This is a genomic window from Catenulispora sp. GP43, assembly GCF_041260665.1.
Lineage (GTDB): Bacteria > Actinomycetota > Actinomycetes > Streptomycetales > Catenulisporaceae > Catenulispora.
In genome coordinates, this window is sequence record NZ_JBGCCT010000013.1 from 117,167 (window position 1) to 133,025 (window position 15,859).

At 74.4% G+C, this 15,859-nt stretch carries 10 protein-coding genes; 4 read left to right on the top strand and 6 right to left on the bottom strand.

Features of this window, described 5'->3' with window-relative positions; all coding sequences use genetic code 11:
* Nucleotides 1–161 precede the first annotated feature (161 nt).
* The 4 genes from ABH926_RS25930 to ABH926_RS25945 all read left to right on the top strand — a co-directional run bounded on the left by ABH926_RS25930 (nt 162) and on the right by ABH926_RS25945 (nt 2,688).
* A complete protein-coding gene (locus tag ABH926_RS25930; RefSeq protein ID WP_370368509.1) occupies nt 162–377 on the top strand; it encodes a DUF5999 family protein in 216 nt (71 codons plus the stop codon).
* Nucleotides 378–392: 15 nt separating this feature from the next.
* Entirely contained in the window at nt 393–1,112 is a 720-nt protein-coding gene (locus tag ABH926_RS25935; protein WP_370368354.1) for a GGDEF domain-containing protein, read from the top strand.
* A gap of 71 nt (nt 1,113–1,183) precedes the next feature.
* A complete protein-coding gene (locus tag ABH926_RS25940) occupies nt 1,184–1,795 on the top strand; it encodes a GNAT family N-acetyltransferase (RefSeq protein WP_370368355.1) in 612 nt (203 codons plus the stop codon).
* Nucleotides 1,796–1,857: 62 nt separating this feature from the next.
* Nucleotides 1,858–2,688, top strand: coding sequence for a hypothetical protein (locus ABH926_RS25945; RefSeq protein ID WP_370368356.1), 831 nt, complete (start codon nt 1,858–1,860; stop codon nt 2,686–2,688).
* A gap of 40 nt (nt 2,689–2,728) precedes the next feature.
* Here ABH926_RS25945 and ABH926_RS25950 read toward each other — a convergent pair whose 3' ends face one another.
* The 6 genes from ABH926_RS25950 to ABH926_RS25975 form a co-directional block, all read right to left on the bottom strand.
* On the bottom strand, nt 2,729–3,181 hold the full coding sequence (locus tag ABH926_RS25950) for a hypothetical protein (RefSeq protein ID WP_370368357.1): 453 nt from the start codon (nt 3,179–3,181) through the stop codon (nt 2,729–2,731).
* 82 nt (nt 3,182–3,263) lie between these two features.
* The gene (locus ABH926_RS25955; RefSeq protein WP_370368358.1) at nt 3,264–5,147 is read right to left on the bottom strand and encodes a hypothetical protein; all 1,884 of its coding nucleotides are present in this window, start codon (nt 5,145–5,147) and stop codon (nt 3,264–3,266) included.
* Entirely contained in the window at nt 5,144–8,689 is a 3,546-nt protein-coding gene (locus ABH926_RS25960) for a DUF5682 family protein (protein ID WP_370368360.1), read from the bottom strand. The genes ABH926_RS25955 and ABH926_RS25960 overlap by 4 nt, the downstream gene beginning before the upstream one ends.
* A complete protein-coding gene (locus ABH926_RS25965) occupies nt 8,686–9,852 on the bottom strand; it encodes an AAA family ATPase (protein ID WP_370368361.1) in 1,167 nt (388 codons plus the stop codon). Before ABH926_RS25965 ends, ABH926_RS25960 begins: the two co-directional genes overlap by 4 nt.
* 58 nt (nt 9,853–9,910) lie before the next feature.
* Nucleotides 9,911–14,914, bottom strand: coding sequence for a DNA-binding protein (locus ABH926_RS25970; RefSeq protein ID WP_370368362.1), 5,004 nt, complete (start codon nt 14,912–14,914; stop codon nt 9,911–9,913).
* Nucleotides 14,911–15,798, bottom strand: coding sequence for a DUF4132 domain-containing protein (locus ABH926_RS25975; RefSeq protein ID WP_370368363.1), 888 nt, complete (start codon nt 15,796–15,798; stop codon nt 14,911–14,913). Before ABH926_RS25975 ends, ABH926_RS25970 begins: the two co-directional genes overlap by 4 nt.
* Nucleotides 15,799–15,859: the final 61 nt, after the last annotated feature.

A 15,859-nucleotide genomic window follows, 5' to 3' on the forward strand; every position in this document is an offset into this window, starting at 1 on the left:
CGTACCCCTGCAAAATTGGATACTTATTGATCTCCACGGGGGTGGCAGCGAACCTCATGTGTGGGGCTGTGTATCGCCCCCCATCCCGTTTCCACCACACCGGTGAAGAAAGGCCGGCCACGCAGGAGGCCATCATGATCGCCACGAAGGGCACCGACGCCATGAGTCGACGTACTGTCCTTCCTACCCAGCGCACGTGCGGGCACACCCCGCCGTGCCCGACTGCCGAAGATCCCGACCGCGAGGCCGCCCTTCTGGTCGCCAGCCACCCCGAACAGGGGTGGGGGCTGCTGTGCAACGGCGTGGTCCTCTTCGACGACACCGGTGAACTGCTGCCCGACGGCCGGGTCGTGGCACCGCAACGCCGGACCGGCTGAGGCCCGGGAACCGCGGTGAACTCCCAACTCCTCGCGCTGCTGACGGCCCCGCCGGTGGGAGCCACCGGCTTCCTGGCCGGCGTGGCCACGATGCGGCGCCGGCTGCGCCGCGCGGCCGGCGAGGCCGCGCACGCCCGCTGGCTCGCCGACCACGACGCGCTGACCGGGCTCCCGAACCGCACCGCCGCGCGCCACCACTACCAGCACGCCGCCCTGGCCGGCCGGCCGCCGGCCGCGGCCCTGCTGGACCTGGACGACTTCAAGACCGTCAACGACACCTGGGGCCACCAGGTCGGCGACGCCCACCTGGTGGCGGTCGGCGAACGGCTGGCGGCGGCCTGCCGCGACGTCGGCGCGCGCGCCTTCCGCCTCGGCGGCGACGAGTTCGTGCTGCTGCTGCCCTCCGCCGATGCCGCCGCCGTGGTGCGCGACGTCAGAGCGATCGTCTGCGCGCTGGGCGCGCCGCAGTTCCTGAAGCTGGACGAGAGCCGGTCGGTGACGCTGGTGCCGAGCGCCTCGGCGGGCATAGCCGTCCCGATCGCCGGCGACGCCTTCTCCGACGTACTGCGATGCGCGGACGTCGCGCTGTACCACGCCAAGCGGTACGGGGCGGCGCCGCACCTCTACACCCCGGACATGCGGCATCCCTGGTCGCATCGCTACAAGGCCCTGGACGAGGGGCACCCGGGCAAGGTGCGGGTATCGGGTCTGGTCGCGGAGCAGGCCACACGCTGAGAGCGGGTCGAGCCGGCCTGATCGCTGAGACGGCCCGGCCTGCTGTCGGTGGTGCGCGCTACGGTGATGCCGTGTCCCCAGCGATCATCCGTCAGTACCGGCCCGAAGACCGCGAAGCGCTGTACGAAATCTGCATGCTCACCGGCAACAACGGCGGCGACGCACGAGCCGTCTACCGGGACCAGGAACTGCTCCCGGACCTGTTCGCCGCCCCCTACGCCACGCTCGAACCGGATCTGGCCTTCGTGCTCGACGACGGCGGACGCGCGGTCGGATACGTGCTCGGAACAAGCGACACCGAGCGCTTCGTCCGCGACTTCCGCACCAAGTGGCTCCCCGAGGTCGCCGACCGGCACCCGCTGCCCGGCGGGGGACCGGGCACACCGGACGCGGTGATGACCGAGTTCCTGCACCAGCCGGAGATGATGATCACGCCGGCGCTCGCGGACTACCCGGCGCACCTGCACATCGACCTGCTGCCCGGCTACCAGGGCCACGGGTATGGCAGAGCACTGCTCACCACGCTGTTCGCGGCGCTCAACAAGGCCGGGGCGCAGAAGGTGCACCTGGTGATGTCGACGGCGAACACCAATGCCCGGGCCTTCTACGACCGCATCGGCTTCCACGAGATCACCGTCCCCGAACCCGGCGGTCTCACATTCCTGGGACGCTCGACAGCCTGAGGTTCACGTGCCTGTGACGAGCCGGACCTGATCATGCAACAGGGTTCGGCGACGCTTCAAGCATGAAGACTTCTCGTCGTAATGGCCGCCGCCCCGAGTGGAGCTGGCGGCGGGAGATCATCGAGCTCGCGGTCCTCTTCCTCGCCGTGGGTACCGCGGGCCTGTTCACCGAAGTACTGGGCCAACGCCACTACGGATGGTCGCTGCTGATGGCCTTAGGCGCGGCCCTGCTCGCGGCCTCGGTACTGCAGTGGTGGTGGCGTGTCCACGGACCGGGCCGGCTGCGCGCGAACACCCCGTTCGCCTCCGTCCGGGCCGCCGACGGTCTGGACCCGACACTGGCCGAATGGCACGAAGAGCTGAACCTGTGGCGCGTCCGGGCCGCGGTCCGCGACCGCCCCGGCAGCCTGGCCGCGGTGTGCGAGCACCTGGCCGCGATCGGCGCCAACATCGTGGGCCTGCAGGTCCACCCGCTGGGCGACGGGGTCCTGGACGAGTTCCTGCTCGACGTGCCCCCGGCCGTGGACGCCGCGGCGCTCGCCGCGGCCGTCTCCGCCGCCGGCGCGGAAGTCTCGCTGGTGGACCGCGCCGCCCGGGACGACCTGACCGACGCCCCGGCCAGGGTTCTGACGCTGGCCGCGCGCCTGGCCGCCGGCGATGCGGGCCTGCCGGCCGCGCTGCACGACTTGTTCGGCCAGTGCGCGGTCACCTGGGGTCCCCGCGAGGTCCAGGAGCCGGCCTGCGCCGGAACCCTGATCACCCTGCCCGACCCCGCCGGCGGCACCCTGCGGGTCAGCCGCGAGGCGCTGGACTTCACGCCGACGGAGTTCGCGCGGGCCCGGGCGCTGGTGGGGTTGTGCGGGGAGCTGCGGCGGCGGCACATGGCGGAGTAGGGGATTCGCGGTGAGTATTTCCGGCAGACGCCGGACCGGGTCACGCGCCGCAGATGTCCATGACCGATTGGGCATCTGCGAGCGCCTGGTGGATAGAGGGCTGCTGGCCGCTTTGCACCTGGGTGACGACCGCCTGCAGGTCGTCGGCGACTTTGTTCATCGCGTCCTTGCCGCCGGGCTTCTGAGTGGTTTGCGCGGCGTCTCGCAATTGCGCTATCGATGTGGTGGCGACCTTCAATCCCGCCGGCACGTCGTTGGTGTTCTCGGCCTTCATGGCATTCTGGATCGCCGACGTCGCCTCGGAGCAGCCTGCGTCTGTGCTGTCGTTCCCGCCGTTACCGCCACTTCCGCCCGAGGTGCCGCCGGTGAGGGCTCCCGTGGTGGTGTTCGGCGAGCCACTCCCGGCGACGGTGCCTGAGCTGGAGCATCCGGCGATGAGCAGCGTGGCGCACAAAGCAGTGATTATTGCGGGTATTCGCGAGCGGGAGAACATGGTCAGGACCCTAACGGCGAAAGCGCTGATATGCCGAGGAGGGGTCCTCTACGCCAGTCGGTACAATAGGCAATTCAATTGTTCAGTCGGCGTGCTCCCAGGAAGCTCGCACCAATGCCCGCTCCGTGCCGGCCAGCTGGAGCCCCGCGGCCAGCCAGGCTTGTGCGTAGCGGTCGGGATCGGGATCGACGAGCCGCCCGAAGACGTCCCGGCCACGGCGGTCCGCCTCGGCGGTGAGCGCGGCGAGGCGGTCCGCGGCGGCGTGAAGACCGGACTGGCGCAGGTGGGTGAGGTGGGGTGCCGAGGTCCGGGCGAACTCTGCGACCGTGCGCCGTCCTCCGGCCACCGCGAGTTCCACGGCGTGCCGAAGCCGCCACAGCGGCGAGTCGGCGATCAGGTCCGCCGGCTCCGGGACCGGGCCGGCCGACACGGGTGCTTCGCCGGGCTGCGGCGGGAAGTGGACGCTCTGCAGCCGGTCGTACCCGAGATCCGCGTGACCCTGCCAGGCTTCCGGCAGCTGGAGTGTGGCCTCGGTGCCCGGGACGGGGCCGACTGCGAGGGGGCGCAGCGTTGCCGGACGGCCCGGGTCCAGGCGGCCGACGACTCGGATGCGCAGCCCGGGATAACTTGCGAGCCTGCGCAGATTCTCGGTGTGGGCGAAGTCCGGATGTCCGTGAGCTGCGACAAGCCGGATCACCGGGCCGGTCGCCGCGCCGCCCTCATCAGCCGCGACTTCGCCGTCGACGACCCGCGCCACCAAACGGTCCTCGCAAGCCCCGATCACCATCACGTCGCAGCCGATCAGATCCGTGCCCTGCTGCTCAGCGTCCCCACCTGCACCCAGAACCCCGGCGAGCCGCGCGCGCACCGCCGGCCCGAGCGGCTGGGCGAACAGCGCGGCCACCGTCGGGCCGGACCAGCCCTGCCCGGTCAGCGGCGTGGCGCGCACGTTCTTGCCCGCGCCGAGCCGGCCGTCGGCCGAGACCGTGGCCCCGGCGATCAGCAGCCCGCTGCGGGACAGCCGGTCGTGGTCCAGGGCCGCCGCGCCGATCGCCACCGGTGCGGTGGCGGCCCCGCGGGCCCGAGCCGCGCCGCCGGGCTTCACGTCGGAGACCGTGAACCAGCGTCCGTCCTCGGCCAGGGCATGGGTCACCACACCGCCGTACCCGGTCGCACTGAGCACCGGTTCGCGGCACACGCCGTGCACCCGCAGGCTCCCGCCCGGCTCGTAAGCCCGGCGGGCCGTCCCGACCAGCTCGGGGTCGGGGTTCGCGGCGGCCACGAGATTCGCGGTGAGCAGGAGTTCAACCAGGTCACTGACAAGGTCGCCGAGCTTGTGCGCGTTGCTGCGGGACCTGGCCGCACGCAGTCCGCGCACGACCCGCAGCGCGGCGGCTTCCGGCCGGTGCAGACCCGCCAGGCGCGCGGTGTGTGCGGCACGCAGCAACTCCGACTGGGGAACCGCTCCCGCAGCGGGGATCCCGGCCGCCAGGATCGATGCCGCCGCCGACCAGAGCGCTGCCGCCGCGGCGACTTGGGCCTGGCTCGGCCCGGCAGGTAGTGCGGCCTCAACAGCTTGGGCACCATCCGCAACCTGCGCGATGGCTGGGACATCAGGGGTATCCGGAGCGTCTAAGGCCTCTGAGCTGGTTTCCGACGTAGCATCACCCGTCTCCTGCGAATCAGCCACCGGACACGCCGTGAGCACCGCGGCCCGGTGCAGGCACTTGGGCGCCAGCAGACACGTGCACTGAGCCTGCTCGTTCAGCGCGACGACCCCCGAGGCGTCCGGCGCCAGGGTGACCACGGCGTCCTCGCCGCAGTGCACCCGCACCGTCTCCCCGTCCGCCACGGCCTCCGCCGCGCCGTACTGCTCGACCGCCGCGTCGAGCTTCTTCAGCAGCCGCGACGTCAGACTCTCGACCGCCGCGGCCGTCACCTCCGGCGCGACCGGTGGCAAACTCATCTGGCCTCCCCACGAACACGCTCGCCGACCCACCGGGCCAGGGCGAGAGGACTGAGCGCCGCCACCGGCATCCCGGCGGCGACCAACTGTTGGGCGATCGGCACCGAGTACCGGGCCGACCCGGCGTCGTCGAGCGCCGCGCAGCCGATCAGGTGCACTCCCGAGGCGGCCAGCGAGCGGACCTCGCCGAGCAGGCCGCCGACCGGGTAGCCCTCCTCGAAGTCGCTGACGACCGCGACGATGGTCCGGCTGGGCACCGTCACCAGCGAGCGCGCGTGCCGCAGCCCGGCGGCGATGTGCGTGCCGCCGCCGACCCGCACCTCCAGCAGCAGCGACAGCGGGTCGGCGACGCGGCCGGTGAGGTCCACGACCTCGGTGGAGAACGCCAGGAAGTGCGTCGACAGCGCCGGCACCCCGCCCAGCACCGCGGCGGTCAGCGCCGACCACACCACCGAGGCCTCCATCGACCCGGACACGTCCACGACCAGGATCAGCCGCCAGTCCGCGGCGCGCCGGGCGCGGGTGCCGAAGACCGGCCGCTCGGGCACGATCAGGGTGCTGCCGTCCTCGAGCCGGCGTGCCGTGCCGAGGTTGGCCCGCACGGTGCGCGACAGGTCCAGCGGACCGCCGGGGCGGCGCGTCGGACGCGGCGTGGCCAGGCCGGTCAGGGTCGGGCGCAGCCGGGTGGCCAACTCCCGGGTGAGCTCGGCCACCAGCCGCCGGACCAGCGGCCGCAGCTTGGCCAGCTTCTGCTCCGGCAGCCCGCCGGCCAGCGAGAGGATGGTGGTGAGCAGCTCGACGGAGGGCCGGACCGAGTTCGGATCGAGTTCCTCGAGCACGTCGGTACGGCCCGCCGCGGCGGCCCGGCCCAGCACTTCCTCGCGGACGTCGGCGCCGAACAACGCGTTCAGTTCCTCGGCCCACTCCCGGGCAGTCGGGAAGGCGGCCTCGCGTCCGCCGGCCGAGCCGTCGCCGGTCCGGCTCTCCAGGGTCTCGGAGCCTTCGCCGCGCCCGGTCCCGTAGAGCTCGTCGAGCGCGCGGGCGTACCGGCGCGAGTCCGCGGACAGCCGATCGGGCTGGCGTCCGAGCAACAGACGCCAGCGTTCGGGCGGGGGGATGCGGTGCCGGTCGTCGCAGACCCGCGGGGCATCCGCCGAAGGTGACTCAGCCTCCGCGATCTCGGCCCCGGACTCAGAATGCTGCGAATCCGATCGCTCCGGCAGGACCACGCCCAGCGCCCGCACCGCCTCGAAAGCCTCCGCGTCGGCGGCGGTCCACAGCGCGACCAGCCGCGGATCGTCGGCCAGCGTGACATCGGGCCGGTCGCCCAGGCGCTCGGTCACCGTCGCCAGCACCCGGCCGCGCGCGGCCGGCGAGAGCGTGTCGAACCCGCCGCGCAGCGCCGGGAGCCGGTCCAGGAAGTCGCGGTCGGCCAAGGTGTCGACCCGGTCCAGCAACGGATCAAGAGCCTGCGGCGCCGCCTGGAGCAGCGGTCCGGCCGCGGTGAGCAGACCGGTCAGATGGCGGGCCAGGCGCTGCCGGCCCTCGCCGGTGCCGGCGGCGTCGACCCAGCCGCCGACCCGCGTCCCGACCTCCTCGGCGCCGTCCAGGTCCAGCAGCACCCGCGCCGCCGCGACCGCGCCCTGCACCAGCGGCGACCCGCTGCGCGCCAGGGTGTCCAGCGCGTCGGCCAGCCGCAGCCCGAGCTGCCGGGTGGCGGCGCGGTCGGCGAGGGCGACCAGGGCCGCGGCGTCGGCCGGGTCGTCGCTGCCGGCCAGGCCCGGCAGGGCGCGGACGGCGGCGTCGAGCAGTGTCCCGGACAGCGTCGCGGCCTGCGCCCGCTCGGCCTCGCCGGTCCCGGGAAGGTGGCCCTCGACCAGTGCTTCGAGCAGGTCCAAGGCGCTGAGCAGCTCCGGGAGCGTGCCTTGGCCCGGCAGCGTCCCGGCGGCGTCTTCCAGGCGCGCGCGGACCAGGTCCGGCAGATCGCAGGACGCTGCGGCCCGCAGCCCGTCCAGCAGGTCGGCGCAGGTGGCGCCGCCGTCCTCGGCCTGACGGCGGGCGCGCTCGCGCAGCGTCCCGGCGGCGGCCTGGGCCGCCGTGACCCCGCGGACCCCGGCCAGGTCCAGCCGCACCGGCACACTCGGCGTCCACGCCAGCCGCCACCGGGAGGTGAGCGCGGTGCCGTCGCCGGTCCCGGCCACCTCGACCGGCTCGCCGTATCCGGCGCCGCAGATCAGCAGGCGCTGAAGCAGCACTTCCCGGCGGCCGTCGAGCTCGGAGCGCAGCGGGTCCAGGCGGACCTCGCGCGGCGCCGGGTCGTCCGGATCCGGCAGCCGCAGCCCGGCCAGCTCGGCCTCGACCGACGGGCCCAGGCCCGAGCGCGGCGTGCCCGCCGCGACCCGGCCGCGCACGGTGCCGACCAGCACGGTCTCCAGCGCCCGGGCCAGCGCCCGGCCGCGCCCCAGCAGCTCGCCCTGGCCCAGGACCGTGGTCACGGCCTCCAGGACCTCGCCGCGTCCCGGCGCCGGCAGTGCGCGCAGCCGGGCCAGGTCGCCGGCCAGCCGCAGCGCCTCCGACGCCTCGCCGGTACCGGCGGTGTGCCCGGCGGCCCGCAGCGAGCGGCAGACGTCGGTGATGGCCCGCGCCGCCGCCAGCTGGATCGACTCCGGGTCGCCGCCGGCGGCGAAGACAGACTGCTGCCAGCGCGGGTCGCGGATTCCGGCGGGGTAGCCGGAGCGGGAGTCGAGCAGGTCGAAGGCGTAGGGGACCAGGGACGTGGTCGAGGTCTGGTTCGCCTGTGCCGGGCCCGGAACCTCGCCGTCGCCCGCCGGGCCAAGCAGTGCCGGCGCGTGGAACGCCCCGATCACCGCCGCCACGCGCCGCCCGCCATCGCCGGCTCGCGCGATCACGCCCCGCATATGGGCCTCGCGAGCCAGATCGACCGCTGACACCGCCTCGCCGCTGTCGGTCCGCAACGCCCAGCCGACCCCGAGCGCCGCACGCCGCACCGCCTCCGGAGCGCACCCCGGAGCCAGCACCTCCACCGCGCGGTCCCAGTAGTCGTCGCCGGCACGCCCCGACCCGGACGCGCGCAGCGCGTCGGCGAACGCGCTGCCCGAGCGCGCCGGCTCGGCGCCGGCCGACCACCGCGCATCGCCCAGCGGCAGGTCGCAGCACACGACCTCGCGCCCGCGCTCCCGGGCCCACCGGATCGCGGCGAGCTCGGGGGAGAAGTCGGCGAAGGGATAGAACCCGAGGTACCCGTCCGATCCGGCGCCGGCCAACGCCACCGGGGCGATGGTGTCCGGGTCGGCCAGGTACGGCAGCCAGCTCTGGAAGTCGGTCGGCAGCTCGACGCAGACCACTTCGGCATCGGCCGCGTCGAGCAGCGCCGGGACCACCGCCGCCAGCGCCGGGCTGTGGTGGCGCACGCCGATCAGGTACGGCGCCGAGCTCTGGGCGAGCTCGGCCACCGCGTCGCGGGGATCGATCCCGGTCAGCTCGCCGCTGCTTTGAGTCGACTCAGCTACCGTCGTCGTCACCGCAGGGTCTCCCGCAGATCCCACAGCCGCCGCCACGTCGCCGACCCCTGCTCCGCCCGCCGCCGCACCGGCCCGTCCCAGTACCCCAGCAGCCGCGCGTGGTCCTGCGGGTCGTCCTTGCGCACCACGCCGAGCAGGTGGCCCGGCAGCAGGTCCAGCACGTCCCCGCCCGGCAGGTACGCCGTGGCGATGCCCAGGGCCGCCGTCACCTGCACCGCCTCCGCCGTCGACATCACCGTCCCGGGCCGCTCGACGTCCCAGCCCTCCGACGACCGTCCGGTCCGCAGGTCGCGGAACGCCGTGACCAGCACCTCCAGCACCGCGTCGTCCACCGCGTACGCGGCGCCGGCGCGCTGCACCGAGGCGCGGGCCTGCCGGCGCACCAGCTCGGTCTCGGCATCGGCATCCGCGATCGGGTCGATGGTCTCGAAGTTGAACCGGCGCTTGAGCGCCGCGGACATCTCCGACACGCCCCGGTCCCGCAGGTTCGCCGTGGCGATCACGGTGAAGCCGGGCGTCGCCGGGACCGAGCCCTCCGGCGTCCCGGTCAGTTCCGGGACGCTCATGTGCCGGTCGGACAGGATCGACACCAGCGCGTCCTGCACCTCCGGCAGGCAGCGGGTGATCTCCTCGACGCGGGCCACCCGGCCGGAGCGCATCGCGGCCAGCACCGGGGAGTCGACCAGGGCCTGCGGGGTCGGGCCCTGCGCGAGCAGCAGTGCGTAGTTCCAGCCGTAGCGGAACGCGTCCTCGGTGGTGCCCGCGGTGCCCTGCACGGTCAGCCGGCTCGTCCCGCACACCGCCGCCGCCAGCAGTTCCGAGAGCATGGACTTGGCGGTGCCGGGCTCGCCGACCAGCAGCAGGCCCCGCTCCCCGGCCAGGGTCACGACGCAGCGCTCGACCAGGGCCCGCTCGCCGACGAACTTGCGGGCGATCACCAGCTTGTCCGGCACGTCCGTGTCCGGCTTGGCCTTGGCGAGCTTCAACTGCTCGCCGTCGCTGCCGCACAGGAACGTGACGACCGAGCGCGGCGTGAGCCGCCAGCCGGGCGGCCGCGGCCCGGAGTCGTGGGCCGCCAGGAAGGCGAGCTCGGCCTGGTGGCGCTGTTCGGCGGGCAGCAGCTGGGCCACCGGCGTGTCCGGGGCCTGAGGTGCGGCGGTCATGGACAATCCTGCCTTGTCGTCGATGTCAGAAAAGGAAACAGCGAATGCGGGGGAGTCCTCACCGGCGCCGCCCCCGCCGCGCGGTCCGCAGCTCCTCGAACCGCGGCGCGTCGCCGTCCCCGATCCGCTGCCAGGCCCGGCGGTACAGGTCGGCGGCGGGCTCGGTCGGCACCAGCACCCCGGCCACGGCGCCCCGGTCGTGCAGCAGTACCTCGAAGAACGGCAGCTTCCACGCCTCCATCGGCGTGTGCGGGGACCGGATGTCCACCCACGCGCCGGGCAGGAACAGCGACCGGCCCGCGCGCGCCCGCGCCGCCTCGACCACGGCCTCGGTCCGGGCCAGCTCGGCGCGCGCCGCCTTCAGCCGGGCCGGCTTCCAGCCGGTCCAGCGCGCGGTGTTCCGGTCGGTCGGATCGGGCATCGCCAGCAGCATCAGGTACAGCGCGGCCGCGTCCTCTCCCGCGCCGAGCTCCTTGGCCACCTCGGTCACCAGCTCCGGCACCGAGCGCGACGGATCCTGCGGGAACCAGGTGCCCCCGGCGTCCCGGACCCCGGCGGCCGGGTCGCCCGGGTCGGCGAGCAGCGCCGCGAACCGGGGGTCGCGGGCCAGCCGCAGCGCGATCTCGGCCGCGAAGGGTCGCTGGTCCTCGCCCCGCAGGGCCGGTATATACGTGTCGGAGCCGGCGGCGTCCAGCAGTGCCACCTTCAGCGCCGGCGCCGGCTGGTTGTCGTGGGTGGCCATGAGGACCGCGCCGTACCGCTCGAAGCCCTCGCCGACCTCCGTCGGGGTGCCGGCGGTCTTGCGGAACTCCTCCAGACCCACGTAGCGGCGCAGGTCGATCAGCAGGTCCGGGTTCGCCAGACGGTCGCGCACCGTCGCCAGCGCCGCCGGCAGCGCGGCCCGCACCGGATCGCCGGCCGGGAGCCGGTGGGCCAGCCAGGCGGCCAGCGCCACCGCGCCGGCCACGCTCTCGCCGTCGAAGCCGACCGCCTTCTCGTCGGTGGGACGGGCCCGGTCGCCCCGGATCTCCCAGGCCAGGTCGGTACTCAGCCGGCGCGAGGAGGCCGGGTCGATCAGGGCCGGCAGCGCCTCCAGCACGTCCCAGTCGATGCGGACCGAGCGCCGCGCCTCGGCGCTCAGCGCCTCGGGCACCGCGACCTGCCGGCCGACGGCCCGGTTCCACACCTCGGCGGCCGCCGCGACATCAGGGCCCTGCGTCCACAACGCGGCCGGGTCCGCCGGGAGCAGCGCCGAGACCAGCTCGATCGCCACCGGGAAACCCAGCGCCGTCAGGCGATCCCGGGCTACGGCCGCCTCGGCGGAGCTCACCCCGAGCGCCGTGCACATCTCCCGGGGCAGGAACCCGCGCTCCTGCCGGTGCACGCGCGGCAGTCCGGCGACCACCAGCTTGGCGGTGACCGCCGTGACGCCGGTGAGCGCGGCGAACTCCTCGGCGGCGGCCGCGAACCAGGGCGCGAGGTCCTCGCGGGTGTCCGCCTCGGCCAGGAAGCCCGCCAGCCAGCCCGGCTGCCGACCGGCGAGCGCTTCGGTCACCGGAGCCAGGTTGGTCAGCCGGTAGGGCGCGGGCAGCTCGAAACGACCGGCCGGATCGTGGATCAGGCCACTGAACTCGAAGTGCGGGGAGTCCCAGTTGGATTCGAGGAACGCCGCGCAACCGCCGCCGTCCAGCGGCAGCAGCCCGAGCCAGGACTCCCGGTGGTCGGACGAGGGCAGCTCCGAGCGCAGCACGTTGCCGGAGAAGCGCCGCCACGTGGACTGCTCGCCGGGCTCGGCCAGCCCCAGCGTCTCCAGCTCGGCCAGCAGCTCCCGCAGCGCGGCCCGGTGTTCGGGCTCGATGAACGGCGAGACCGAGCGCAGCGCCGCCGCGGGCGCGGTATTGAGCGCGGCCCGCCACAACTCGGTGGACGGCAGGACCGGTCCATCCAGGTGGACCCGCACCGGCCGGGTCCGCTGCGGCTTGTCCCGCAGTTCCCTGGCCAGCATCCGCAACACCCCGAACAGGGCCGGATCGGCTTGGCGCCAGCCGTAATAGCGCTGACTCACCAGGCCGCCGAGCGCCGCGCCGACGACGTCGTCCGTCGGGCCCGGGTTCTCGAGCTCGGATTCTCCCAGCCCGCCCTGAAGCGTCTGCTCCAGCCGCTCGGCGACCTGGTCCAGCCCGTTCTGCTGCTTGGCCGCGTGGCGCACGATCCCGGCGATGCCCGTGAGCAGCGCCTCGTCGCTCACCTCCGGGAGCAGCTCGCGGATCCGGGCCCGCCTGGCGGCCTTGGCCTCGTCCCCCTTCATGCCCTTCATGCCCTTGATGCCCTCGACGTCGGCGCCGGCCGCCAGCAGCGCGGCGGCGGTGTCCCGGTCGATCCGGCGCAGCGCCAGCGAGGCCTGCTCGTCGCGCGGGCGCAGATAGCGCCAGTAGGAGGCCGGCGGCAGGATCCGGGTGCCCTTCGCGTAGGTCCCGGGCTTGCCGTCGGTCTTGGCCTGCGCGACCAGGACGCCCTCGGCGTCCAGCATGCTGATGTCGTAGCTGCCGGTGCCGACCAGCCCCCGCCCGGCCTCGTCGCCCGGGAACACGATCGCGCCGCTCAGGCCCGAGGTCCCGGCCGGGGCGGTCACGCTCACGCCGGCCAGGTCCTCGCCGCGCAGCGAGCCGTCCGGCAGCTTGACGACCCGGAAGCCGACGAGCCCGTCGACCGGCCGCGCCGTCGGGCCGGCCTGGTCCGACACCGCGGGCATGATCCTGCCGCCGACCAGCTCCGAGCCGGCCGGGGCGGTGCGCAGCGCGTCGGCCAGGAACGCCGGCGCCGACTTGCGGCCCCGCCGGCCGCTCGCCGGGTCGTACTCGTACCAGCCCCAGGAGCCGTGCTCGCTGCCGTCCCAGGTCCAGACCCAGTGCGACACGCCGTCGCTCATGATCTCCGAGTCCTCCGGGACCGCGGTGTCGCCGGGCCGCAGCGGCGCGCCGCCGGTGGTCCGGCCGCCGCCGGCCAGCGGCAGGCTCCGCGCCAGACGGCCCGGGCCGTAGTAGTACATCCGCTGGCTGCGGGCGTCGCGCTCGCGCCCGGGCCGCTCGACGGCGAACAGCCGGTCCGGCGAGTGGTGCCAGTAGCCGCGCAGCCTGGCGTCCAGGGCCCGGGAGGACCACATGACCAGCAGCTCGCCGTCGATGAAGTGGTAGCCGGGGTTGTCGTAGGCGTCGCCGGCCGGGATACGCAGGTCATGGGTCAGCACCGGGCCGTCCGGGCCGAGCACCCGGACCTGTGTGGCACCGCCGACGATCAGGTACGGCCAGGCGTCGGCGACGATCAGGTCTTCGACGTTCTTGCTCAGCTCGGCCGCCGCCTGCTCCCACGCCGGCCAGGAGAACTCGTCCAAGAGTCCGGCGCGCAGCGTGCGCACCAGCACCGGGGCCAGGTCGGTGTGCGCGGCGGCCCGCACCTGCTCCTCGGCCAGCGCCAGCGCCTCGCCGGGCAGCCAGCCCAGCCGGGCCATCGCCGCCGGCAGCCCGGGCAGGCCGGTGGCCGCGAACTCCCGCGCGACCGTCGCGACCCAGTCGGCGAGCAGGATCCGGCCACCCGGCGCGGCTATCAGCTTCTTGATGGCGCGGCGGGTCGAGTCGTCGGCCCCGAAGGACTGCGTGCCGCGGGCGAACGCCGTGACGAAGCGGCCGTCGGCCTGCAGCGCGACCAGATCACGCTGGCCGTCGTCGGCTCCCCACGCCTCCAGGGGCAACGACAGGCCGTTCTCGTCCGGGTCGGCGACCGGCACCTCGAGCGCCAGCAGCAGGTCCAGCAGGTCCAGATCGCCTGGCGCGTTCAGGGTCTGGCCCGAGGCGGTCAGCTCCTCGCGCAGCCGCGCCTGACAGCGCTCGACGAAGGTGTAGAGCTCGGGCATCCGCCCCCGGGCTCGCCAGCCGGAGCGCATCGACTGGAACCGCTTCAGCCAGCCCGCCGCGCCGTCCTCGGGACGCACGGCGTCCTGCGGCGCGTCGTCGTACAGCGCATCGATCGCGCCGCCGTCGGTGAGGATCGCCAGCCACAGGCCCGGCAGGTCCGCCTCGTCGCCGCCGGGCATGACGTCCAGCAGCGCCCGCCGCAGCTCAGGATCCTGACGCAGCAGCGAGACGATCGCCGCCCGGTGGCTCTTCCACCAGCCCTCCGGCGCGCGCAGCGTCGCCGGCAGCGTGAGCAGGCCGGCCAGGTATTCGCGCTCGACGGCCGCCGCGTCCGCGCCGGCTGCCTTGGCCAGGCGGCGCAGCTCGGTGGCCAGCTGGGCCGACGGGGTCAGCCCGCCGGCGGTGCGGCGCGAGCACAGGCGCGTGTACCGGTGCAGCGCCTCGCCGGGGGAGACCCGCGCCGCCAGGGCCTTGCCATAGTCGACCAATGCCTTCGCCGGCAGCGCGCCGGCCAGGGCGAACTCCAGGAAGACCTCGTCGAGCCGGTCCTCGTCCAGCTCCAGGCCGTGCGTGGACTCCGCGCGGCGGGCCTTGGTGAACATCTGCGAGGCGTAGGTGACGTTCTCCGCACCCAGGAACACCCGGCCGACCTGCTCGAAGTACGTCGGCAGGAAGTGCGGCAGCGCGGCGGCGAGCCGGTCGGCGATCCCCTGGTAGGCCTGCAACGCGGCCTTCGGGCGCGACTTCACCTGCTTCGCGGCCCGCTCCAGCTCCGGCAGCAGCGCCAAAGCCTGGTGCCCGTCTTCCGGGTGGTGCACCAGCACCCACTCCGGGAAGCCGAGCGACTGCCGCAGACCCAGCCCCACCTCGGCGGGCTCGCCGTCGGGGGCCAGCCCGAGGAACCCGGCCGCGGCGTCCTCGGCCGCGCCGAGCTCGCCCGGTGTGAGGCGGACGACGACCCGGTCGTCCAGCGCGGGATGCCGGTAGGCGCGCGCGGTCAGCGACACGGCGCGCTCGCCGGCGGCGGTGCCCGGCGGGAGGATCGCGCCGGCGGCCAGCAGGCCCGCCGCGTCCTCGGGCGTCAGGGTACTGGTTCCGGTGCCGTTGTTGCTGCCGTGGCTTCCAGTGGTGGCGTTCTGCGAGCCGCTCATGCGTCCTTGCCCTCCTCGATCACGCGGCCCGCGTAGAGCGCCGCGGCCATCCGCATCCCCTCCGACCAGGCCACCGGCCCGATGTCGGACTGTGCCAGCGCGTTGCCGTCCTCGCCGTGCCAGGTGAGCGCGCCGGTCTGGCTGTCGTCGTCCCAGTAGTAGGGCTCGCCGATCCACACCGAGGCCTCGACCGTGCGGCCGCCCTCGCGCACCCGGCAGTCCGCGGAACCGCCGCTGACCCGGTAGCCCAGCGAGGTCGCGCGGGCCGCCAGGACGAACCGCGACGGGAAACGGCCGCCGGAGAACTCGGTGACGCGCGCCGCCCCGGCCCTCGGGCCGCCGTCCTGCGCCTGGTCCTCCGGCTTGCGCCAGGTCGCCCGGTAGATCTGCTCCACCCGCTGCTCGACCCCGAGTTCGGCGGCGAACTCCCGCAGGTCCTCCAGATCCGGCAGCAGCACCGGGTGCGGCAGCGTGACGGTCCGCGGGGTGAGCCGCACCGTCTCACCGTCCAGATTCACCACCCGCAGCCCGCCGTCCTCGGTGACCCCGCGCAGGAAGCCCACGTCCTCCGGATCGGCGCCGACGACCACCAGGTCCCGCAGCGCCGTCTGCCACGCCTGGTCCGGCCACACCCGCGCCAGCAGCCCGGTCGGCACCGGCAGCGAGGACGCCATCCACGTGTCGACCTGGGCGACGCAGCCCGCGGCGTGCCGGTCCAGCCATTCGGCCAGCCGTCGCAGCCGGTCCACCTCCGGATCGTCCCGCAGCGCCTTCGGCAGCGTCTTCAGCTGCCGGCCGGCACTGCGGCCCGCCGTGGCCCGCGCGGCCACCCGTCCTTCAACGAGCGTGATCTCATAGCCCTGCCCGGCGGCCAACCACGCCATCGGCCCCACCCCTCACTCGGTCTCGCCATCGCATCCCCGTGCTGATGGCGGACACGCTCTC